Below are 20,398 nucleotides of genomic sequence, written 5' to 3'. Positions count from 1 at the left end.
CGGATAGCGAACTACTGGTGTTCGACGCGGCGATCATCCGGCGGCAGCCACGTTCGGCCTTGGCCCGAGCGTGTCCGCGACGAGCTGGGTGTCCATATACTCAACCAGTTCGACCAGCTGGCCATCGCGCAGGCGGCACACCCAGCAATAGCGGTTGTTGTAGGGCTTGCCGGACTTGGTCACGACGTCGCCGCGGCATTCCACGACGACCATGTCGCCCTCGGCCACCATGCGCTGTGCGGTGTTGGTGTAGCGGGTGGCAAATTCCTTCATCAGCGGCTTGAGCAGGTCGCGGCGTACCGCGTCGCGGCCGCGATAGGTGCCCGACCAGGAATTGGAACCGATCATCACCCAAATGAAATCCTCGGCCATTGCCTCGTTGAAGGGGCGCCCGTCACCGTTCGCAAGGGCGTCGAAGATCGACTGCATCAGCTTCTTGTTGGCGGCGGCGGACATGGCGCTCCTCCGGTATATTGTTCAATGATGAACAATATACCGGAGATTGACAAAAGAAAACCCCGCCGAAGCGGGGTTCCTGACATGCCGCAAGATTTCGCGTCGCGGCTCAGATGCCGAGATTGGCGAACTTGTTCTTGAACTTCGACAGGCGGCCGCCGCGGTCGAGCAGGTGCTGATGGCCGCCGGTCCAAGCCGGATGCGTGGTCGGGTCGATGTCGAGATGCATCGTGTCGCCTTCCTTGCCCCAGGTGGAGCGGGTGACATATTCGGTGCCGTCGGTCATCACGACCTTGATGGTGTGGTAGTCGGGGTGGATCTTGGCTTTCATCGGTCTCGTCCTGATCTTCCGGGGCGCTGTCGGCCCGCCCGCCTGCGGCGATGCGCCTGCCCTGTAAAGCTTGAAGCCGCGGCCATTCACGGCTACGGCTTCGGCAATGGTTGGCGGGCCTATACATCAGGCGCTCAGGATTCACAAGACCGGGACGCCGCGTGGCGGCAGATCGTATTCGGGAGCAATCATGGCGGAGCAGGCGGCAGATGCGGAGGCACGCAGACGGTCGCTCAGGCCGCTGGCGACGCTGTTTCCCTATCTCGGCCGCTATCCGCGGCTGGTGGCGGGCGCAGTGTTCTTCCTGCTCCTGGCGGCCGGTACGACACTGACCCTGCCGCTGGCGGTCAGGCGCATGGTCGATCACGGTTTTTCCGGCCAGGATTCGACCTTCATCGCCAACTATTTCTCGATGCTGATCGTGATCGCCGCCGTCCTCGCGCTCGCCTCGGCCTGCCGCTACTATTTCGTCATCTCGCTCGGCGAGCGTGTGGTCGCGGACGTGCGCCGCGACGTCTTCGCCCATGTCGCCAGCCTCTCACCCGGCTTTTTCGACAAGGTGCAGTCGGGCGAGATCGTGTCGCGGCTGACAGCCGACACGACGCAGATCAAGTCGGCGGTCGGTGCGACCGCGTCGCTTGCCTTGCGCAACACCATCCTCGGGCTCGGCGCGCTGGCGATGATGGTCGTCACCAGTCCGAAACTGTCGCTGCTGGTGATCGCGGCCATCCCGGTCATCGTCCTGCCGCTGGTGGGGTTCGGGCGCTCGGTCAGGCGCAAGTCGCGCGCCGCCCAGGACACGCTTGCCGAGGCGACGGCGTTCGCCAGCGAGCAGATCGGCGCCGTGCGCGCCATGCAGGCCTTCACGAATGAAGGCTTCGTGGCGAAAAAATTCGCCGCCGCGGTCGAAAGCGCCTTCCGCGCCGCGCAGTCGTCGATCTTCGCACGCTCCTTCCTCACCTTCTTCGCCATCTTCATGGTGTTTTCCTCGGTGGTGGCGGTGTTGTGGATGGGCTCGCGCGACGTGCTTTCCGGCGCGATCACGCCAGGTACGCTCGGCCAGTTCCTGCTCTATTCGGTGTTTGCCGCCGGGGCGCTGGGCGCGCTGTCGGAGGTCTGGGGCGAACTCAGCCAGGCGGCGGGGGCGGCCGAGCGGCTGACCGAGCTTCTCGCCGAGACCTCCCCGATTGCTACCCCGGCCCATCCGGTGCCGTTGCCGGAACCGGCGCGCGGCGAGGTCGAGTTCCGCGACGTCGAATTCGCCTATCCCTCACGCCCCGACCAGTCGGCCCTGCACGGGCTGTCCTTCACCGCCCGGCGTGGCGAGACGATCGCGATCGTCGGCCCATCGGGCGCCGGCAAGAGCACCGTCATTTCGCTGCTCCTGCGCTTCTACGATCCGCAGGCGGGCGAGGTACTGATCGACGGCGTCGACCTTGCCGAAGCCGACCCGAAGGAGGCGCGGAGCCGCATCGCGCTGGTGCCGCAGGACCTGACGATCTTCGCCGCTAGCATACGAGACAACATCGCCTTCGGCCGACCGGACGCGAGCGAGGCGGAGATCGTCGCGGCAGCGCGCGACGCGCATGCGGAAGAATTCATCATGAAGCTCGACAAGGGCTACGACACGCCCGTCGGCGAGCGCGGCGTCACGCTTTCCGGCGGCCAGCGGCAGCGGGTGGCGATCGCCCGCGCCATCCTGCGCGACGCGCCGATCCTGCTGCTCGACGAGGCGACCTCGGCGCTCGATGCGGAGAGCGAGACGCTGGTGCAGGCCGCGCTCGAGCGGCTGATGCAGGAACGCACCACGATCGTCATCGCGCACCGGCTGGCGACCGTGCTCAAGGCCGACCGCATCCTGGTGCTGGAGGACGGGCGCATCGTCGAGGAAGGGACGCATGCGAGCCTGGTCGAGAAGGACGGCGTCTATGCGCGGCTGGCGCGGCTGCAGTTCGAGCTCGGCGCCGGCGCGTTCCGCAAGGCGGCGGAGTAGTTTCGGCCGCTACGGCGGCGCAGCGGGTCACAGGAACGTCGCGATCTCCTCCAGCGGCTTCTTTTCCATGGCGTGGGCGGGGATGGTCGCGCCCTCCTTCGGATAACCGACAACCATCAGGATATAGGGTTTGTCGTGCGGGTCGCGGCCGCAGAGTTCGTTGAGAAAGCTCATCGGGTTCGGCGTGTGCGTGAGTGTCGCAAGGCCGGCGTGGTGCAGGGCAGCGATCAGGAAGCCGGTGGCAATCGAGACCGATTCCGGCACATAGTAGTTCTTGCGCCTGACCCCGTCGGCCGAACGGCTGCGGCGCTCGCCGAAGACGCAGATCAGCCACGGCGCCTCCTCCAGGAACGCCTTCTCGGCGTCGGTGCCGAGCGGGGCCAGCGCCTGGAGCCATTCCTCTCCGGCGCGGCCTTCGTAGAAGGCGCGCTCCTCGACCTCGGCCGCCTCGCGGATGCGCCGCTTGACGGCCGGATCGCCGATGACGGCAAAATGCCATGGCTGGTGGTTGGCGCCGTTGGGCGCGGTGCCGGCGGCGCGAATGCAGGTCTCGATGATGTCGCGCGGCACCGAGCGGCTTGAAAAGTCGCGCACGGTGTGGCGCGTCCTGATCTCGTCATAGAAGGCCTGGGCGCGCCTGCGCATCTCCTCGACGGGAAGCTCGACATAGTCGGGCAACGGCACGGGATGGTATTCCTTGGTCGCGGCAACGGTCACCCGAGTCTCCTGAGGCATCTCGATCTTGACTGACAATATTGTCAGACAATATTTCGTGTCAAGCCGGTGAAGCTGCGAAATGCTCGTCCGACAGCGACTGGATAAGGCGTCGAGACCGCTCGACATGGTCGCGCATGGCAGCTTCCGCCGCCGCGGCGTCGCCGGCCACAATGGCGTCGACGATCCTGTCGTGTTCGCGGTTGGTGTCGAAAACGGCCGGACGATCGACCAGGACGCGAAACTGCAGCCAGTAGATTGTGTTCGAAAGCCGCGTCAGCGTCTGCGCGAGCAGCGGATTGTCGGCGGACGCCGCCAGCAGCGCGTGGAAGCGGGCATTGCCGCCCGTGAAGCGGTTCATGTCGCCGGCCGTGGCCGCCTCGTCCATTTCGCGGCGCAGGGCGACGAGTTCATCCGGTTCGGCATGAAGGCGGCGCGTGGCGAGTGATACGACAAGCGCTTCCAGCGTGCCACGGATCGCGAACAGGTCGTCGACTTCCTTGCGGGTCAGCTGGCGTACGGCGACCCCGCGATGCGGGGCGAAATCGAGCAGCCCGTCTGCAGTCAGTCGCCGGAACGCCTCGCGCACGGACGAGCGCGAGACGCCGAGGCGGGCGGAATATTCGGCCTCGGTCAGGCGCTGGCCGGGCACGATGCGTCCGGCGCGTACGGCCGCGACGATCGCGGCGGTGACCTCGTCAACCGTGGAGACCGCATTCACGTTCAAGACCGCCCCGCTCCTCGTGTCCGGTTTCAGTTGCATGTCATCGGCGCATTGCCGCCAGACAATCGTTGCCCGACGACAGGACCGCTAGGCCCGGGCAATGTGGCGGCCGGCATTGCGCCCCGAAAAGATGCAGCCGCCAAGGAAAGTGCCTTCGAGCGCATTATAGCCGTGATAGCCGCCGCCGCCGAAGCCTGCCACCTCGCCGGCGGCATAAAGGCCTGGCACCGGGTCGCCGGAGTGTCCCAGCACCTGGCTGTCGAGATTGGTGTGCAGTCCGCCAAGCGTCTTGCGGGTGAGGATGTGGAGGCGCACCGCAATCAGCGGCCCGTTGGCCGGGTCGAGGATCTTGTGCGGCGCGGCGGTGCGGATCAGCTTGTCGCCGAGATAGTTGCGTGCGCCGCGAATGGCGGTGACCTGGGCGTCCTTGGAGAAGGGATTGTCGATCTCGCGGTCACGTGCCTCGATCTGCGCCTTGAGCCGATCATGGTCTATCAGCTTTTCGCCGGCGAGCGCGTTCATGGCGTCGACGAGATCGGCGAGCGTGTCGCGGACGATGAAGTCCTCGCCTTTTTCCTTGAAGGCCTCTACGGGCGGCGGCGCGCCGGCACCGCGACGGCTTTTCAGAACTTCGCGCCAGCTCTTGGAGGTGAAGTCCGGATTTTGTTCGGACCCCGACAGCGCGAATTCCTTCTTGATGACCTTCTGGGTGAGCACGAACCAGGAATAGTCGTGCCCGGTGGCCAGGATATGCTTCAGGGTCGCCAGCGTGTCGAAGCCGGGCAGGCAGGGCGCCGGCAGCCGGTTGCCGGTGGCGTCGAACCAGAGCGAGGACGGACCGGGCAGGATGCGGATGCCGTGCTGTGGCCAGATCGGGGCCCAGTTCTTGACGCCTTCGGTATAGTGCCACATTCGGTCGGCGTTGATGATCGTGCCGCCCGCCTCCTTGGTGATCGCCAGCATGCGGCCGTCAACATGGTGCGGCACGCCGGCGACCATGGTGACCGGCGGCAGGCCGAGCCGGTCGACGGGCCAGTTCTTGCGCACCAGATCGAAATCACCGCCGATGCCGCCGCTGGCGACGACGACCGCTCCAGCGCCAAGCTCGAACTCGCCGGTGACGGTGCGGCCCGACTTCTGCCCGCGCTCGGCCGTTGACGGCTCAAGCACCTCGCCGGCCACGCCGCTGACTGCGCCATCGGTCTTGATGAGGCGGCTGACGCGGTGGCGGAACCTCAGCTCGATGCGGCCCGCATCGGCATGTTCGCGTACCCGGCGCAGGAACGGTTCCAGCACACCGGGCCCGGTCCCCCAGGTGATGTGGAACCGCGGCACCGAGTTGCCGTGGCCATGCGCGAACCCGCCGCCGCGCTCGGCCCAACCGACGACCGGGAACCAGCGCATGCCCATTCCGTGAAGCCAGGACCGCATCTCGCCGGCGGCGAAATCGACATAGGCATCGGCCCAGCGGCGCGGCCAGGCATCCTCCGGACGATCGAATCCGGCCGAGCCGAGCCAGTCCTGCAAGGCGAGCTCGCGGCTGTCCCTGATGCGCAGCCGGCGCTGTTCGGGACTGTCGACGAAAAAAAGCCCGCCGAGCGACCAGAAGGCCTGGCCGCCGAGCGAATTTTCGCCTTCCTGATCGAGGATGACGACGCGCCTGCCGGCATCCGCGATCTCGGCCGCCGCGACCAGACCGGCCAACCCTCCGCCAACGATGATCGCGTCCGCATCCGCCATGTCGCAACGTCCCTCCCACGCGGCTCTTCTTGCGCCGCGGTCGCCATCGTAGGCGTTTTGCAACCGCTGACAATCACGGCCGTGCGGTTGGGGCTTGCGAAGGTGGCGAATTGCAGGGTTAGCTGGGGCAAGTTCGACGCCACGAGGACATCGTCATGATCGCCAGCATCCTGACCGGGCTTGTCGCCCTGCTGCACCTCTATTTCCTCTATCTGGAGATGCTGGTCTGGAACACGCCCGCCGGCCGCAAGGTGTTTGGCACGACTGCGGAGTTCTCGGCCCAGTCGAAAGCGCTGGCAATGAACCAGGGGCTCTATAACGGCTTTCTTGCCGCGGGGCTTGCATGGGGGCTGTGGCTGGGAGCGGAAGGCTTTGCTATCAAGGTGTTTTTCCTTGGCTGCGTGGTGGTGGCCGGGCTGTTCGGCGCCGCCACCGTCTCGCGCAAGATCCTGTTCGTGCAGGCTGTTCCGGGCGCGCTGGCGTTGATCGCGGTGCTGGCCGGCTGGTAGCGGCTAGCGCTCGGTCAGCTTGAGTTCGATACGGCGGTTGCGGGCCCGAACCTCGGGGGAATCGCCCTCTTCTAGTGGCTGGTACTCGCCGAAGCCGGCGGCTACCAGCCGGTTGGCCGGCACGCCGTTTTCGACCAGGAACTTCACCACCGAGGTCGAACGCGCGGTCGACAGTTCCCAGTTGTCGCGGTAGCGGCCCGTGCCCGACAACGGAACGTTGTCGGTGTGGCCGTCGACGCGCAGGACCCAGTTGATCTCGGGCGGAATTTCCTTCTGCAGGTCGAGGATGGCGTCGGCAAGCTTCTGCATCTCGGTGCGTCCGGCGTCGTTGATCACGTCGGAGCCTGAGGGAAACAGCACCTCCGATTGGAACACGAAGCGGTCGCCGACAATGCGGATGTTCTCGCGGTCGGAGAGGATTTCGCGCAGGCGGCCGAAGAAATCGGAGCGGTAGCGATTGAGCTCCTGCACGCGCTGGGCCAGCGCGACGTTCAGCCGGCGGCCGAGATCGGCGATCTTGGTGTTGGACTCGCGGTCGCGCTCCTCGGAGGCTTCCAGCGCGTCTTCGAGTGCTGCGATCTGCTTGCGCAATGCCGAGATCTGCTGGTTGAGCAGTTCGACCTGGCTGAGCGCCCGCTGCGAGATCTGGCGCTCATCGTCGAGTTCGTCCGACAGCACGCCGATGCGGTCGCGCGCGGCCTCGTCGGCGCCGGCCCCGGCCGCCAGAAGCTGTTGCAGCCGCGAGCGCTCTTCCTGCGCCGACTGAAGCGACGCGCGCAGATTGGCGAGCTGGTCCTCCGCGTCCTGGGCGTTCGAGCGTTCGAGCGCCAGCAACTGGGTCAGTTCGTTGATCTGCGAGTTCAGCCGGTTGAGCACCTCGTCCTTGCCGGTGATCTCGCGGCTGAGCAGAAACTGCGCCAGAACGAACACCGACAAGAGGAACATGATGGCGAGCAGCAGCGTCGACAGGGCGTCGACGAAACCCGGCCAGTAGTCGACGCCGCGATTGCGTTGCCTTGCGCGCGCCAGGGCCATGTCAGTCGGCTCCCTGCTTCTGGCGGTCGAGCGCCTTGGCAATCTTTTCGAGCGCGGCCCGGGTTGCCTTCTGCTCTTCCGACTGCGCCTCGACCCAGTCGCGCATCATCTGCTGCTCGTTGCGCATGTTCTTGACTAGTCCCGAAATGCCTTCGGCGAGGCTGGCCATCGAGGTGGCGACGCGCTGGCTGGAGCCGCCGGCCTCCTGCAAGGACCGCAGCCTTTCAGCCACAAGACGCAGCTCGTCGGCCGAGCCCCCGTGCGCGCCTTCGACCGGAGCGGGCATGTCGGAGCCGAGATCGGTGACCGACGAGAGCCAGTTTTCGAGTTCGGTGTAGAAGCGGTTCTGCGCGCGACCGGCCTGCAGATCAAGGAAGCCCAGCACCAGCGAGCCGGCAAGGCCGAACAGCGACGAGGAAAACGCCGTTCCCATGCCGGCGAGCGGCGCCGACAGGCCCGATTTCAACGCATTGAGCACGTCGTTGGTGTCGCCCGAAGCGGGATCGAGCGACTGGATCGTGCTGCCAATGGCGCCGATGGTCTGCAACAGGCCCCAGAACGTGCCGAGCAGGCCCAGGAAGACCAGCAGTCCGATCAGGTAGCGCGAGATGTCGCGGCTTTCGTCGAGCCGAGTGGCGATCGAATCGAGGATCGATCGCATGGACAGCGTGGTCAGCGCCGTCGCCGAGGAGCGGCTCAGCATGACCTTCATCGGCGCCAGCAGAACCGGATTACCGGTCTCGCTTCCCTGGCGAAATGAGTTGACCCAGCGGACCTCGCGGAAGAGCCGCGTCACCTGGCTGAAGACGAGCAGGATGCCGACGGCCAGCACGCCGAGGATCAGGCCGTTGAGGCCGGGGTTGGTCGAGAATGCGGACGAAATCTGCCGGTAGAGGATGGCGGCGACAAAGCCGGCGATCGCCAGAAAGATGAGCATGGACAGCAGGAAGACCTGCGGGCTCGACAGCTTGTGCGGGTCGTAGTCCGCGCTGCCCGCCAGGCCGTCATCCGCCAGATTTCTGAACCATGCCATGTGCCAAGCCTCGAATCCGATCCCGCCAAATCGTGTGCGCGACTCTAAGCGGAATTGTGACGAAATTGAAAGGCAATCGCCCGGCGCGCCGGGCTCAGAAGCGGTTGATTACCAGGAGGTCCATCATGGCGGCGAGATGCAGGCCGGCGCCGGAGACGACGAAGCCGTGCCAGACCGCGGACTGGAAACGCAGCTTCTGCCAGGCGAAGAACAGCACGCCGAGCGAATAGACCATGCCGCCGGCGACGATCAGCCAGATCGTGCTGTCGGGAAGAACCTTGCCGATGTCGCCGGCGATCACCACGCCGCTCCACCCGATCGCCAGATAGAAGGCGACGGCGAGGCGGTCGAAGCGTCCGGGCAGGAACAGCTTGATCGCGATCCCGAACAGCGCGGCAGACCAGACGACGGCCAGCATGGTGGTCGCGCTGGCCGGCTCGAGTTGCGCCAGAAACGGCGTGTAAGTGCCGGCGATCAACAGGTAGATCGCGGCGTGGTCGAAGCGCCGCAACACCCATTTGAAGCGCGATACCGGCCACAGATTGTAGGCGCAGGACACGGAAAAAACGGTGAGCAGCGAAGCGACGTAGAAGATCACGGCGACATATTCGGCCGGCCCGGTGCGGAAGGCTGAAAGCGCGAGCAGGGTGGCGCCGGCAGCAATCGCCAGCACGATGCCGACCGCATGCACGATGCCGTCGGCCCAAAGCTCGGCGCGTGAGTGATGGAAGCGTCCCTTGAACGGGATTTCGATGCTTGTGCCGCCTTTTGCCGAACCTGCCATGCCGACATCAAAGCAGCAGGTTGTGACGATAATGTTGACGTCCGACGAAAATCGTCGCCGTGTCAGGCCTTGGTCAGCGGCTTCTTCAGCTGTTTCAGCAAAGCGCGGTGGATCGCCTCGTTGCCTGCGACGATCGAACCGGTGTCGAGGAAATCGGCCCCGCCGTCATAGTCGGTAACGAAGCCGCCGGCTTCGCGGATGAGCAGTGCGCCAGCGCCCATGTCCCATGGCGAAAGGCCGTGCTCCCAGAAGCCGTCGAGGCGACCGGCCGCCACATAGGCGAGATCGAGGGCGGCCGCGCCCATGCGCCGCACGCCGGAGACTTCGCCCATGACATTGCGCAGCTCGATCAGTGCGTTGCCGTGATGACCGCGGCCAAGATGCGGAATGCCGGTGCCGATGACGGTGTCGGCGAGTTTTGAGCGGCTGGCGACGCGCAGGCGGCGGTCGTTCATGAAGGCCCCACCGCCGCGTTCGGCGGTGTAGAGCTCGTCCATGGCCGGGTTGAAGACCACGGCGGCGGCGAGTTGGCCTTGCCGCTCGAGCGCGATTGAGACCGCAAACAGCGGAATGCCGTGCAGGAAATTGGTGGTGCCATCGAGCGGGTCGACCAGCCAGCGGTGCTGGTCGTCGTCGCCCTCGATCACGCCGCGCTCCTCCATCAGGAAGGCGTAGCCCGGTCGCGCCTTGGACAGTTCGGCGTGGACGATCTCCTCGGCCCGGCGATCGGCCTGGCTGACATAGTCGCCGGGTCCCTTGAGCGAGACCTGCAGGTTCTGCACCTCGCCGAAGTCGCGCGCCAGCGAGCGGCCGGCCTTGAAGGCGGCCTGGACCATGACGTTGATGATGGCCGAACGCGCCATTGGCGGCGTGCCTTTCCCCGAGGTTGCGAGCCGTCAGTCGGCGCGGCGGACGTAGGTGATCTCGTTGGTGTCGACGATGATGCGCTCGCCCGATTCGATGAAGGGCGGCACCATGACGCGGATGCCGTTTTCCATCATTGCGGGCTTGTAGGACGACGCCGCGGTCTGGCCCTTCACGACGGGGTCGGCCTCCGAGATGGTCAGCGTCACCTGGTCGGGCAGCGAGATGCCGATCGGCTTTTCCTCGTAGAGTTCGACCGTCACGGTCATGCCGTCCTGCAGGAAGGAGGAGCGGTCGCCGACGAAATCCTTCTGCAGTTCAAGCTGCTCGTAGCTTTCGGCATCCATGAACACCAGCGAGTCGCCCTGCTCGTAGAGATAGGTGAATTCCTTCTGCTCGAGCCGCACCCGCTCGACCGTCTCGGCGGAGCGGAAGCGCTCGTTGAGCTTGGTGCCGTCGATCAGGTTCTTGAGTTCGACCTGGTTGTAGGCGCCGCCCTTGCCCGGCTTGACCGCGTTGGTCTTCACCGCGACCCACAGGCCGCCATTGTGCTCGATCACGTTACCCGGGCGGATTTCGTTGCCGTTGATTTTCATCGTTTCAGTTCCGGAAAGACATTCTGGCGCGCCAAGGGCGCGCTTCGCGGCCTCCAAGACCACAATTCAGCCGGGGAGGCAAGAGAGCCGAGCAGGCGGGCCTGGCCGCGCCTGCGCGCTCAGCGCAGCCGGTTGGCGCGTTCGATCGCCTGCTTCTGCTGTTCGGTGGTGAGGCCCTGGAGAAAGTCGTCCATCTCCAGGTCGCGCAATCCGGCGCGCCGCGCGCTGATGTACCAGGCTGCCGCCTCGATCGGGTCAGGTTCGGTGCCGAGGCCGTGCATGTAAAGCTTGGCGAGACGGTTGCGGGCAGCGACGTTGCCGCTCTGGGCGGCGCGCTTCATCCACCCGAACCCCGCCTCGTAGTCGCGCTTGCCGCCGCGTCCCTCGACCAGCCAGGTGGCAAGGTCGAGCTGCGCCGTATCGTAGTTCTGCCGCGCAGCCCGGGCGAGGTAGCGGCGCGCTTCCTCCTCGTCGCGGGCGCGGTCGCCGGCGCCGTGGGCAAGTACTTGCGCCATGGCGTATTGCGCGTCCGGCAGGCCGAGCCGGGCCGACTTCTCATAGAAGGGAATTGCCTTGGCCATGCCCGACGGGCCGGGTTCGCGGTTGGTCAGCATCTGCGCAAGGTTGAACATGGCCAGCCGGTCCCCGGCGGCCGCGGCATCCTGCATCAGTTCGAAGGCGCGTTCGCGGTCCGGGCCGGCATAACGCCCGTCGATCAGCACCAGCGCATATTGCAGCTGGGCCTCGGGGATGCCGGCCTCGGCCGCCTTGCCGTACCATTCCGCCGCGGCGGCGGCGTCGCGGGCGACACCGAGGCCGCGCGACAGGATCTCGGCCACGAGCGTCTGGGCCGCGGCGTCGCCCTCTTTCGCGCGCGGCAGGGCGAGATTGTAGGCGGTGAGGTAGAGCCCGCGCTGATAGGCACCGAAGGCGGCGTCGTCGGCCTTGCCGCCGAAACGGCCCGGATCGATCTGGCGGGCGTCGCTTGCCTTGGCGCGGTCGGTCTCGGCCGCGGTTGCCGGCATGCCCGGCGCCAGCAGCGCGGTCAGGGCAAACAGGGCGGCCAGGCGTCTCATGACGCTGTCTCGAATGCGGGTGCTGTCTCGTCAAGAATGCGGTTCGCTTGCGCGACCGCAGCCGTCGCGTCGACGCCTTCACCGAATACCGCCGTCGAAAGGACGACGAATTCGGCTCCGGTGGCGGCGACGTCGGCGACCGATTCGACGGTCGCACCGCCGAGGACCAGGCAGGGAATCTCGACCATTTCCGACCACCAGCGCCCGAGCGCCAGGTTGCGCGCATGCGGCTCCGTTTTGGTGTCGTAGCCGAAGCGACCGAAGAAGAGGTAATCGGGACGCAATTCCCCCAGCTCCAGCGCCGCGTCGCGATCCTTGGCGCCGCCGGCGCCGACCATCATCTTCGGCTGGTAGCGGTCGATCAGGTCGGCGAGCGCCGCGCGGCCGCCTTCGGCATGGACGCCGTCAGCTCCGGTGCGCGCGGCGATGCGTGGCTCGCCGGCAATCATCACCGCCACGCCCTGCGCCTGTGCCGGCGCGACCACCGCCTCGGCCAGTGCCTGGAAGGCGGCGTCGTCGAGACCGTATTGCGGCAGGATCAGCGATGCCACGTCTCCGCCCGCGCAGGCGTCCGCGATCCTTGCTGCCAACGACGCGCGATCGGCGCCGGCGGGCGCGGCAAGAACCAGGCGGCAGCGAGTGGGTGGCGTGTCGTTCATTGTTTCCGAAATCCTGTCCGCTCTTGGCGCGCGAACGTGGTCGCAATGCGGCATAGCGGAGGCGGGGTCGGATGGCCATAGGTCGCGGCCGACCATGAAGCGCGTTCGGGACCCTCGCCATTTGCCGGCAGGAGCGCTATTGCAGGTTTCGAATCACGCCTGCGACCTGATGCTCTCCCTTATCACCGATCCCACCTTCTACCTCGCTGCGATCCCCGCGGTCGTTCTCGTCGGCCTCGCCAAGGGCGGCCTCGGCGGTGCCATGGGCTTCCTCGGCGTGCCGCTGATGGCCCTGGTGATCTCGCCCGTTCAGGCGGCGGCGATCATGCTGCCGATCCTGGTGATGATGGACGTGGTCTCGCTATGGTCGTGGCGCGGCTTCTACGACCGCCGCACGCTCGCCATCATGCTGCCCGGCGCACTGGTCGGGATTGCCATCGGCTGGTTGACCGCCGCCATGGTCACTGCCGACATGGTACGGCTCATCCTCGGCATCGTCACCTTCCTATTCGTGCTGCGCTGGCTGGTTCAACTGGTCGCCGGAAGCGGTCGCGCGACAAGCCACAGCGTGCCGCTCGGCGCGTTCTGGGGCACGGTCAGCGGCTTCACCAGCTTCGTCGCCCACGCCGGCGGTCCACCCTACCAGGTCTACACCTTGCCGCAGCGGCTCGACCCGAAGCTCTTCACTGGAACCAGTGTCATCTTCTTTTCCGTCGTCAATGCGGTGAAGCTTGCGCCCTACTTTGCACTTGGCCAGTTCGACAGCGTCAATCTCGGCACCTCGCTCGCCCTGTTGCCGCTCGCCCCATTGGCGACGCTCGCCGGCGCCTATGTCGTCAAGCGCATGAGGGCCGAAGTATTCTACCCGCTGACCTACGCGACCGTTCTGGTCGTTTCGCTCAAGCTCCTTTGGGACGGCGCGGCCGCACTCTATGGGTGAGGGTCGTCAGTGTCGCGCATAGCGGTTTCTACGCGGATGACGGCGTGCCGATTGGCGGCTAATCTCATCGAAAACACCTCAGGGAGACCAACGTGCCGGGCATTTTCGAGACGGACCTCGACCGCAACGCCGCCAATTTCCAGCCGCTGTCGCCGCTTTCCTATCTGGAACGCGCCGCGCGCACCTTTCCCGACCAGACGGCGATCATCCACGGTGCCCAGCGCATCTCCTATCGCGATTTCTTTGCCCGTTCGCGCCGTTTTGCCTCGGCGCTCGCGGCCAGGAGCATCGGCAAGGGCGACACGGTCTCGGTTATGCTCTCCAACACACCGGCCATGCTGGAGGCGCATTTCGGCGTGCCGATGGTCAAGGCGGTGCTGCATTCGCTCAACACGCGGCTCGACGCGGCGATCATCGCGTTCCAGCTCGACCACGCCGAAACGAAGGTGCTGATCGTCGACAGGGAGTTCTCGGGCGTGGTCGAGGAAGCGCTGGCGACGACCAAGGTGAAGCCGCTGGTGATCGACTATGACGATCCCGAGCATGGCACGGATGCCCCCTATCCCAAGGGCGGACGCATTGGTTCGCTCGACTACGAGGAATTCGTGGCGGCGGGCGATCCGGAATTCGCCTGGTCGATGCCCGACGACGAATGGGACGCGATTTCGCTCAACTATACCTCCGGCACCACCGGCAATCCGAAGGGCGTGGTCTATCATCACCGCGGCGCAGCACTGATGGCCTATGCCAACACCATCCATGCCGGCATGGGCCGGCACCCGGTCTATCTGTGGACCTTGCCGATGTTTCACTGCAACGGCTGGTGTTTCCCGTGGACGCTGGCGGTGCAGGCCGGCACCCATGTCTGCCTGCGCTGGGTGAGGGCCAGCGCCATGTATGACGCCATCGCCGACCATGGCGTCACCCATCTCTGCGGCGCGCCGATCGTCATGGCGACGCTGCTCAACGCGCCGGACGAGGAAAAACGCGACTTCCCGCACACCGTCACCTTCAACACGGCGGCCGCGCCGCCGCCCGAAGCCGTGCTTTCGGGCATGGCCGATGCCGGCTTCGCCGTGACCCATCTCTACGGCCTGACCGAGACCTACGGCCCGGCGGTGGTCAACGAATGGAAGAGCGAGTGGGACGCGCTCGAGAAGGGCGCCCGCACCACCAGGAAGGCGCGACAGGGGGTGCGCTACGCGGCGCTCGAAGACTTGACCGTGATGGACCCGGCGACGATGGAAAAGACCCCTGCCGACGGCGAGACCATCGGCGAGGTCATGTTCCGCGGCAACATCGTCATGAAAGGCTATCTGAAGAACGCCGCCGCGACGGAGGAGGCGCTAGCCGGCGGCTGGTTCCATTCCGGCGATCTTGGCGTGATGCATCCCGACGGATACATCCAGCTCAAGGACCGCTCCAAGGACATCATCATCTCCGGCGGCGAGAACATCTCCTCGATCGAGGTCGAGGACGCGCTGTACAAGCATGCCGCCGTCGCCGCCTGCGGCGTCGTCGCCAAGGCTGACGACAAATGGGGCGAGACGCCGGTTGCCTATGTCGAGCTGAAACCCGGCCGGACGGCGAGCGAGGCCGAGATCATCGAGCACTGCCGCACCTTGCTGGCGCGGTTCAAATGCCCGAAGCAGGTGATCTTCGCCGAAATCCCCAAAACGAGCACCGGCAAGATCCAGAAGTTCCGGCTGCGCGAGATGGCGAAGGAGCTTTGAACCTGGCGTAGTCGCGCCTTCGTCGCCCCAGTTTTTCAGGCGTTGGGCGCGGGCCCTGTCAAAAAAGTCGCGATGCGTTAACCCGGCGTTAAGCTTTATGGGTGTTTACTAATTCCCGTCCAGTTTTCTGGATTCTTACCGAGCGGCTGGGGCTGCTCTGTTTGACGCCTCCCTGTTAAACTCCTGAGAGCCGCTGCCCGCGGCTCTTTTTTTGTCCGCATTCGGGGCAGGTCGCCGGCGCGGCGTTAACCGTCCGTTAAACATCACCTTGCCTTCGCGGGGGAGAACGCGCATTTTTCGCCGCCAGAGGCGTGAGGCTGCGCGGCCCGGCGGGTTATATCCGGGCGGAGCCGGCCAGAAGACGTCGAGCGTGCGGGGTGAAGTTCAATGCGTGAACCGGCAAGAGACAGCGGTACGACCATCAATCTCGCGGAGCGCCGGCTGTTCTCGCCGTCGTTCAAGCCGCTTTATGACGAGGGCATGGGGCTGGTCGAGCGCACGGCCGAATATCTGGACGGCGCCGGTCGCGCCGAGGCCAAGAAGCTGTCGCGGGTGGCGGCCACGCTCTATGCGGCCGAATCGATGCGGCTGACCACCCGGCTGATGCAGATCGCGTCGTGGCTCCTGTTGCAGCGGGCGGCGAATTCCGGCGAGATGACGCGCGAGCAGGTGGCGTCGGAAAAATCGAAGGTCAGGCTCGATACGGCGTCCGCGCATGAGGAAGCCGCGGGCTGGAACGAATTGCCGGACGCCTTCCGCGCCCTTGTCGAGCATTCGCTCAATCTCCAGTCGCGGGTGCGCCGCCTCGATGCCGAGATCTATGGTGATGGCGCCGACGCCGCGTCCGGCGTTCATCAGGCGAACCCGGTGTCCGACCAGATCACACTCCTGAACACCGCCTTCGCCCGCGGCTAAGACGGGCTCTAGTCTAGGCCGTAGCTCGACCGAGAATGGCAAAGAGCGGGTCGGCAGCCGGCAGCGCCAGCAATGCCGCGAGCAGGATGAGCATCAAGGTCGTGCGGCGATAGGCTTCCTCGCTGGCAAGCCCGAACAGCCGCCACCCGCCGAGAAGGCCGAGAAAGTAGACCGGAGTGGCGGCCAGCCCCAGCATCACTGCCGGGCGCTCGAACAGGCCCGCGATCCACAGATTGCCGATCGACAACACCTCGGCCAGGAAAAACAGCACCAGAAGATTGGCGCGCACGATCGCATGCGAGAGCGGCGACGCCAGCCAGTACATGATGACGGGCGGGCCGGGGATCGAGGCGATGCCGGATAATGTTCCGGCGATGCCGCCGACGGTCAGCGAGACCGTAGCGTTGCGTGGACCGCGATAGCGAACGCCGCGCCACAACCCGGTCGCGCAGGCGAGAATCGCGACGCAGATCACCCAGCGCAGCATCAGCGGATCGCCAATTCTCAGGATGGCGACGCCGGCCGGCAGCAGCAGCGCCAGCCCTACAAGCACCGGCACCACCTCGCGCCAGCGTGCGTGGCGCATCGCTGGCAACGTCAACGGGATCACCGGCAGTGAATCCATGATGACGATGATGACGAGAGCCGTTTTCGGGCCGTAAAGGGCGCCGGCGACCGGCGCCACGATCATGCCGGTGCCGAAGCCGGACATGCCGCGTGCGACCCCGGCGACCAGGACGGTCGCAAGGAGCAGGAAAAGCGGCAGGTCGGGTTCTGGAAAGGGCAAGGCGGGCACCATGCAAAATTCCGGGGCTCGGCGGGCCGTTATGCGCGAGTTTGTTTCTCATTTGTTCACATTCGGCTGGCAATGGTCCTGCGCGCGATTAAGGTAAGGCCATGCAGCAGGCGATTCGTATCATGGGCGTCGATCCGGGGCTTCGGCGGACCGGCTGGGGCATCGTCGAAATCGTCGGCAACTCGCTGCGTTTCGTGGCCGCGGGTACGGTGCGGTCCGACGATCGCGCCAGCCTCGCGGCGCGGCTTTGCCAGCTCCATGACGGGCTCTCGGACGTTGTGCGCGACCACATGCCGGAAGAAGCGGCGGTCGAACAGACCTTCGTCAACCGCGATGCGGCGGCGACCCTGAAACTTGGACAGGCGCGCGGCGTTGCGATGCTGGTGCCGGCGCTTGCCGGGCTGGTGGTCGCCGAATACGCGCCCAACGCCGTCAAGAAAGCGGTGATCGGCGTCGGTCATGGCGACAAGAAGCAGATCCACATGATGGTGAAGGTGCTGATGCCGAAGGCGGTCTTCGACACGGACGACGCCGCCGACGCGCTGGCGATTGCGGTCTGCCATGCCCATCACCGGCAGAGCGTTCCGGCCCGGCTCGCGGCCGCACAGGCGGGCGTCGGCGCATGATCGGCAAGCTCAAGGGCACGCTCGACGAGATCGGCGAGGACTATTGCGTGGTCGACGTTCACGGCGTCGGCTACGTCGCCTACTGTCCGGCCCGAGTGCTTGCCGGCCTGCCGGGTACCGGCGAGGCGGTGACGCTGTACATCGAGACCTATGTGCGCGAGGACATGATCAGGCTCTACGGCTTCGCCTCGGTGCTCGAACGGGAGTGGTTCCGGCTGCTGCAGAGCGTGCAGGGGGTGGGCGCCAAGGTGTCATTGGCAGTGCTGTCGACGCTGTCGGCGACCGATCTCGCCAATGCCGTGGCGTTGCGCGACGTCGCCATGGTGAGTCGGTCGCCTGGCGTCGGCAAGAAGGTCGCCGAGCGCATCGTCAGTGAATTGCGTGACAAGGCGCCTGCCTATGCGGGCGCCGCCACCGGCACCATCGGGTTGAAGCAGGAACTCGGGGAAGGTGCAGCGCCGGCGCCGGTCGCCGACGCGGTCTCCGCGCTCACCAACCTCGGCTATGGGCGCGATATCGCCGCCAATGCGATCGCCGCGGCAATGAAAGCGGCAGGAGAAGACGCCGATTCGGCCAAGCTGATCCGCCTCGGACTGAAGGAACTGGCTCGGTAAATCGCCGAATCGACCAAATCCGGAGCCGGCAGATATGCTCTCGGCAAATTAGAATACTCTAATCTGTTTGCGGCGCTGTTCTTGCGGTTCAGGCTTCAAATATAGCCAAAGCACTGTTTGATCGTCCGCCCCATCGCTGATACCTTTTGCGGCAGCTTGAGGTGCGGGTGAACGGCCATGTTCCTTGATCAGGTTGTCTGTGGCGCAGTCGGCGGGTTCATGAACCTGCGACGGGCGGATTTTCCCAAGATCATCCGTGTCGAAACCACGAATGGCTGCAACGCCAAATGTGTCATCTGTCCGCATTCCGCCATGGAACGGCAGATCATCAACATGCGGGCCGACCTCTTCAAGCGGATCGTCGAGGAAATCAGGCAGGAAGGGCTCGACACCATCCACCTGCACAATTTCGGCGAGCCGCTGCTCGACAAGAACCTGGAAGAGCGGGTAGCGCTCTGCCGTGAGATCGGCATCCGCCGGGTCAAGATCTTCTCCAACGGCTCGCTGCTCAACGAGCGCCGCGCGCGGGGGCTGATCGAGGCCGGGCTCGACGAGATCATGATTTCCTTCGACGGCGCCAACAAGGAAGAGTTCGAGCGCATCCGCTACCCGCTGAAGTACGATGTGGTGATCAAGAACGTCATGCGTCTCGTGGACCTGCGCAACGAGATGAAGTCGCCGATGCGTATCGGCGTCGGTTGTGCGACGACCTCCGACAAGGACGAGACGATGCACGCGCTGGAAGACTACGTCGACCGGTTCAGCTTCGGCCGGCTGCACAACTGGTCGGACTGGGACGATCCGGAGGTTTCCGACGCGCATATTTCGAGAGGCATTCGCCAGCCCTGCTCGCGCGTGTGGCGGACCTTCACCATTCTGAGCAACGGCAAGGTGGCGCTGTGCTGCCTCGACTACGAGGGCAAGATCGAACTCGGCGATCTCAACGAACCGGGCACGACGATCAAGTCGATCTGGAACAGCGCCCGTTATCACGAGATCCGCGAATATCACCGCACCGGCCAGCAGGCGAAAATCCCGAATTGCGCCAATTGCTCGAAGGCCTATCTTCACATAGGTGATTCTCACTAATATCGGGTTTCGCCGACACTTGGGTTCCGTGGCGCCTTGCGGGCGGACGAACGCGGGTGTCGCCATGCCGGGCCGCAGGGTTCGCATGTCCCTGAACGCACCGGACCACGGTCCGGCAAGACGGTAAGCTGATGAACGAGGCCACGCGGCTGATCTCCTCGGAAAAGCGCGGCGAAGACGCCGACGCCTCGCTCAGGCCGCAGTCGCTGAACGAATTCGTCGGTCAGCAAGCGGCGCGCGCCAACCTGAAGGTGTTCGTGGAAGCGGCGCGCTCGCGCGGCGAGGCGCTCGATCACGTGCTGTTCGTGGGCCCGCCGGGGCTGGGCAAGACGACGCTGGCGCAGATCATGGCGCGCGAGCTCGGCGTCAATTTCCGCTCCACCTCGGGCCCTGTGATCGCCAAGGCTGGCGACCTTGCGGCGCTGCTGACCAACCTCGAAGACCGCGACGTCCTGTTCATCGACGAGATCCACCGGCTCACCCCGGCGGTCGAGGAAATCCTCTATCCGGCTATGGAGGATTTCCAGCTCGACCTGATCATCGGCGAGGGACCGGCGGCGCGTTCGGTCAAGATCGACCTCGCGCGCTTCACGCTGGTTGCCGCGACGACGCGGCTCGGCCTGCTCACCAATCCGCTGCGCGATCGCTTCGGAATCCCGGTCAGGCTCAATTTCTACGAGGTCGGGGAACTGGAAACCATCGTCAGGCGCGGTGCCCGCATCCTTGGCCTGCCGATGGCCGACGAAGGTGCGGTCGAGATCGCGCGACGGGCCCGCGGCACGCCGCGCATCGCCGGCCGGCTGCTGCGCCGGGTGCGCGACTTCGCCTCGGTCGCCGGTGCGGAGATCGTCGACCGCAAGGTCGCCGACGAGGCGCTGTCGCGGCTCGAGGTCGACGGGCTCGGCCTCGACCAACTCGACCGGCGCTACCTGACCATGATCGCGCAGAATTTCGGCGGCGGGCCGGTCGGCGTCGAAACCATCGCCGCCGGGCTTTCGGAACCGCGCGACGCCATCGAGGACATCATCGAGCCGTTCCTGATCCAGCAAGGTTTCATCCAGCGCACGCCGCGCGGACGGCTCTTGACGGCGAACGCCTGGCGGCATCTCGGGCTGGAGCCGCCGCGCAACCTGGCCGAGGTACAAGGCCGCCTCTTCGAGGAGGAATAGGC

General features: G+C 65.7%; 22 protein-coding genes. 9 read left to right on the top strand and 13 right to left on the bottom strand.

All coding sequences use genetic code 11. From position 1 onward, the window contains the following. Nucleotides 1–33 precede the first annotated feature (33 nt). Nucleotides 34–456, bottom strand: a complete 423-nt coding sequence (locus tag FQ775_RS17385) for a nuclear transport factor 2 family protein (protein WP_146298645.1) — start codon at nt 454–456, stop codon at nt 34–36. Nucleotides 457–565: 109 nt separating this feature from the next. Next, on the bottom strand, nt 566–787 hold the full coding sequence (gene rpmE, locus FQ775_RS17380) for a 50S ribosomal protein L31 (protein ID WP_146298644.1): 222 nt from the start codon (nt 785–787) through the stop codon (nt 566–568). Between the two features lie 190 nt (nt 788–977). Here rpmE and FQ775_RS17375 point away from each other — a divergent pair, with 190 nt between their 5' ends. Further along, on the top strand, nt 978–2,780 hold the full coding sequence (locus FQ775_RS17375; protein WP_146298643.1) for an ABC transporter transmembrane domain-containing protein: 1,803 nt from the start codon (nt 978–980) through the stop codon (nt 2,778–2,780). 27 nt (nt 2,781–2,807) lie between these two features. On the opposite strand, the gene FQ775_RS17370 is transcribed toward FQ775_RS17375, so the two are convergent. The 3 genes from FQ775_RS17370 to FQ775_RS17360 form a co-directional block, all read right to left on the bottom strand. Then, nucleotides 2,808–3,515, bottom strand: coding sequence for a nitroreductase family protein (locus tag FQ775_RS17370; RefSeq protein ID WP_167813031.1), 708 nt, complete (start codon nt 3,513–3,515; stop codon nt 2,808–2,810). Between the two features lie 40 nt (nt 3,516–3,555). Beyond that, on the bottom strand, nt 3,556–4,215 hold the full coding sequence (locus FQ775_RS17365) for a GntR family transcriptional regulator (RefSeq protein ID WP_246730391.1): 660 nt from the start codon (nt 4,213–4,215) through the stop codon (nt 3,556–3,558). 90 nt (nt 4,216–4,305) lie between these two features. Then, nucleotides 4,306–5,958 (bottom strand): FAD-binding dehydrogenase, encoded by a 1,653-nt coding sequence (locus FQ775_RS17360; protein WP_146298640.1) that lies wholly within the window; start codon nt 5,956–5,958, stop codon nt 4,306–4,308. A gap of 155 nt (nt 5,959–6,113) precedes the next feature. Here FQ775_RS17360 and FQ775_RS17355 point away from each other — a divergent pair, with 155 nt between their 5' ends. After that, a complete protein-coding gene (locus FQ775_RS17355) occupies nt 6,114–6,467 on the top strand; it encodes a DUF1304 domain-containing protein (protein ID WP_146298639.1) in 354 nt (117 codons plus the stop codon). 3 nt (nt 6,468–6,470) lie between these two features. Here FQ775_RS17355 and FQ775_RS17350 read toward each other — a convergent pair whose 3' ends face one another. The 7 genes from FQ775_RS17350 to FQ775_RS17320 form a co-directional block, all read right to left on the bottom strand. Beyond that, a complete protein-coding gene (locus FQ775_RS17350; RefSeq protein ID WP_146298638.1) occupies nt 6,471–7,502 on the bottom strand; it encodes a peptidoglycan -binding protein in 1,032 nt (343 codons plus the stop codon). Between the two features lies 1 nt (nt 7,503). Next, complete coding sequence (locus FQ775_RS17345; RefSeq protein WP_146298637.1) at nt 7,504–8,535, bottom strand: MotA/TolQ/ExbB proton channel family protein; 1,032 nt, start codon at nt 8,533–8,535, stop codon at nt 7,504–7,506. A 94-nt stretch (nt 8,536–8,629) separates the two neighbouring features. After that, entirely contained in the window at nt 8,630–9,319 is a 690-nt protein-coding gene (gene trhA, locus FQ775_RS17340; RefSeq protein WP_146298636.1) for a PAQR family membrane homeostasis protein TrhA, read from the bottom strand. A gap of 62 nt (nt 9,320–9,381) precedes the next feature. Next, nucleotides 9,382–10,182: an inositol monophosphatase family protein gene (locus tag FQ775_RS17335; RefSeq protein ID WP_146298635.1), complete on the bottom strand. Its 801-nt coding sequence runs from the start codon at nt 10,180–10,182 to the stop codon at nt 9,382–9,384. 33 nt (nt 10,183–10,215) lie between these two features. Beyond that, the gene (efp, locus tag FQ775_RS17330; RefSeq protein WP_146298634.1) at nt 10,216–10,779 is read right to left on the bottom strand and encodes an elongation factor P; all 564 of its coding nucleotides are present in this window, start codon (nt 10,777–10,779) and stop codon (nt 10,216–10,218) included. A gap of 119 nt (nt 10,780–10,898) precedes the next feature. After that, nucleotides 10,899–11,855: a tetratricopeptide repeat protein gene (locus FQ775_RS17325; RefSeq protein WP_146298633.1), complete on the bottom strand. Its 957-nt coding sequence runs from the start codon at nt 11,853–11,855 to the stop codon at nt 10,899–10,901. After that, complete coding sequence (locus FQ775_RS17320) at nt 11,852–12,514, bottom strand: thiamine phosphate synthase (RefSeq protein ID WP_146298632.1); 663 nt, start codon at nt 12,512–12,514, stop codon at nt 11,852–11,854. Before FQ775_RS17320 ends, FQ775_RS17325 begins: the two co-directional genes overlap by 4 nt. Nucleotides 12,515–12,683: 169 nt before the next feature. On the opposite strand from FQ775_RS17320, the gene FQ775_RS17315 reads away from it, so the two are divergent. The 3 genes from FQ775_RS17315 (at nt 12,684) to rcdA (ending at nt 16,102) form a co-directional block, all read left to right on the top strand. Beyond that, nucleotides 12,684–13,454 (top strand): sulfite exporter TauE/SafE family protein, encoded by a 771-nt coding sequence (locus FQ775_RS17315; protein ID WP_146301855.1) that lies wholly within the window; start codon nt 12,684–12,686, stop codon nt 13,452–13,454. 92 nt (nt 13,455–13,546) lie between these two features. After that, nucleotides 13,547–15,187, top strand: a complete 1,641-nt coding sequence (locus FQ775_RS17310) for an acyl-CoA synthetase (RefSeq protein ID WP_146298631.1) — start codon at nt 13,547–13,549, stop codon at nt 15,185–15,187. 387 nt (nt 15,188–15,574) lie between these two features. Beyond that, entirely contained in the window at nt 15,575–16,102 is a 528-nt protein-coding gene (gene rcdA, locus FQ775_RS17305) for a protease adaptor protein RcdA (RefSeq protein WP_146298630.1), read from the top strand. Between the two features lie 13 nt (nt 16,103–16,115). Here the strand turns inward: rcdA and FQ775_RS17300 are convergent, their stop codons facing one another. Continuing rightward, a complete protein-coding gene (locus FQ775_RS17300; RefSeq protein ID WP_146298629.1) occupies nt 16,116–16,901 on the bottom strand; it encodes a sulfite exporter TauE/SafE family protein in 786 nt (261 codons plus the stop codon). A gap of 98 nt (nt 16,902–16,999) precedes the next feature. Here FQ775_RS17300 and ruvC point away from each other — a divergent pair, with 98 nt between their 5' ends. The 4 genes from ruvC (at nt 17,000) to ruvB (ending at nt 20,396) form a co-directional block, all read left to right on the top strand. Next, nucleotides 17,000–17,524 (top strand): crossover junction endodeoxyribonuclease RuvC, encoded by a 525-nt coding sequence (ruvC, locus tag FQ775_RS17295; protein ID WP_146298628.1) that lies wholly within the window; start codon nt 17,000–17,002, stop codon nt 17,522–17,524. Then, entirely contained in the window at nt 17,521–18,138 is a 618-nt protein-coding gene (gene ruvA, locus FQ775_RS17290; protein ID WP_146298627.1) for a Holliday junction branch migration protein RuvA, read from the top strand. Before ruvC ends, ruvA begins: the two co-directional genes overlap by 4 nt. Nucleotides 18,139–18,357: 219 nt before the next feature. Next, nucleotides 18,358–19,227 (top strand): radical SAM/SPASM domain-containing protein, encoded by an 870-nt coding sequence (locus FQ775_RS17285; RefSeq protein ID WP_167813029.1) that lies wholly within the window; start codon nt 18,358–18,360, stop codon nt 19,225–19,227. 131 nt (nt 19,228–19,358) lie between these two features. Continuing rightward, the gene (ruvB, locus tag FQ775_RS17280) at nt 19,359–20,396 is read left to right on the top strand and encodes a Holliday junction branch migration DNA helicase RuvB (protein ID WP_146298625.1); all 1,038 of its coding nucleotides are present in this window, start codon (nt 19,359–19,361) and stop codon (nt 20,394–20,396) included. Nucleotides 20,397–20,398: the final 2 nt, after the last annotated feature.

The sequence above is a fragment of the Nitratireductor mangrovi genome (assembly GCF_007922615.2).
Classification (GTDB): domain Bacteria; phylum Pseudomonadota; class Alphaproteobacteria; order Rhizobiales; family Rhizobiaceae; genus Mangrovimarina; species Mangrovimarina mangrovi.
The sequence above is the reverse complement of the archived record's forward strand: the minus strand, read 5'-3'. Positions and strand labels throughout refer to the sequence as shown.

Coding starts and splice junctions, on each gene's coding strand:
- FQ775_RS17385 (WP_146298645.1), bottom strand. CDS start 456: ATGTCCGCCGCCGCCAACAAGAAGCTGATGCAGTCGATCTTCGACGCC.
- rpmE (WP_146298644.1), bottom strand. CDS start 787: ATGAAAGCCAAGATCCACCCCGACTACCACACCATCAAGGTCGTGATG.
- FQ775_RS17375 (WP_146298643.1), top strand. CDS start 978: ATGGCGGAGCAGGCGGCAGATGCGGAGGCACGCAGACGGTCGCTCAGG.
- FQ775_RS17370 (WP_167813031.1), bottom strand. CDS start 3,515: ATGCCTCAGGAGACTCGGGTGACCGTTGCCGCGACCAAGGAATACCAT.
- FQ775_RS17360 (WP_146298640.1), bottom strand. CDS start 5,958: ATGGCGGATGCGGACGCGATCATCGTTGGCGGAGGGTTGGCCGGTCTG.
- FQ775_RS17355 (WP_146298639.1), top strand. CDS start 6,114: ATGATCGCCAGCATCCTGACCGGGCTTGTCGCCCTGCTGCACCTCTAT.
- FQ775_RS17350 (WP_146298638.1), bottom strand. CDS start 7,502: ATGGCCCTGGCGCGCGCAAGGCAACGCAATCGCGGCGTCGACTACTGG.
- FQ775_RS17345 (WP_146298637.1), bottom strand. CDS start 8,535: ATGGCATGGTTCAGAAATCTGGCGGATGACGGCCTGGCGGGCAGCGCG.
- trhA (WP_146298636.1), bottom strand. CDS start 9,319: ATGGCAGGTTCGGCAAAAGGCGGCACAAGCATCGAAATCCCGTTCAAG.
- FQ775_RS17335 (WP_146298635.1), bottom strand. CDS start 10,182: ATGGCGCGTTCGGCCATCATCAACGTCATGGTCCAGGCCGCCTTCAAG.
- efp (WP_146298634.1), bottom strand. CDS start 10,779: ATGAAAATCAACGGCAACGAAATCCGCCCGGGTAACGTGATCGAGCAC.
- FQ775_RS17325 (WP_146298633.1), bottom strand. CDS start 11,855: ATGAGACGCCTGGCCGCCCTGTTTGCCCTGACCGCGCTGCTGGCGCCG.
- FQ775_RS17320 (WP_146298632.1), bottom strand. CDS start 12,514: ATGAACGACACGCCACCCACTCGCTGCCGCCTGGTTCTTGCCGCGCCC.
- FQ775_RS17315 (WP_146301855.1), top strand. CDS start 12,684: ATGCTCTCCCTTATCACCGATCCCACCTTCTACCTCGCTGCGATCCCC.
- rcdA (WP_146298630.1), top strand. CDS start 15,575: ATGCGTGAACCGGCAAGAGACAGCGGTACGACCATCAATCTCGCGGAG.
- FQ775_RS17300 (WP_146298629.1), bottom strand. CDS start 16,901: ATGGTGCCCGCCTTGCCCTTTCCAGAACCCGACCTGCCGCTTTTCCTG.
- ruvC (WP_146298628.1), top strand. CDS start 17,000: ATGCAGCAGGCGATTCGTATCATGGGCGTCGATCCGGGGCTTCGGCGG.
- ruvA (WP_146298627.1), top strand. CDS start 17,521: ATGATCGGCAAGCTCAAGGGCACGCTCGACGAGATCGGCGAGGACTAT.
- FQ775_RS17285 (WP_167813029.1), top strand. CDS start 18,358: ATGAACCTGCGACGGGCGGATTTTCCCAAGATCATCCGTGTCGAAACC.
- ruvB (WP_146298625.1), top strand. CDS start 19,359: ATGAACGAGGCCACGCGGCTGATCTCCTCGGAAAAGCGCGGCGAAGAC.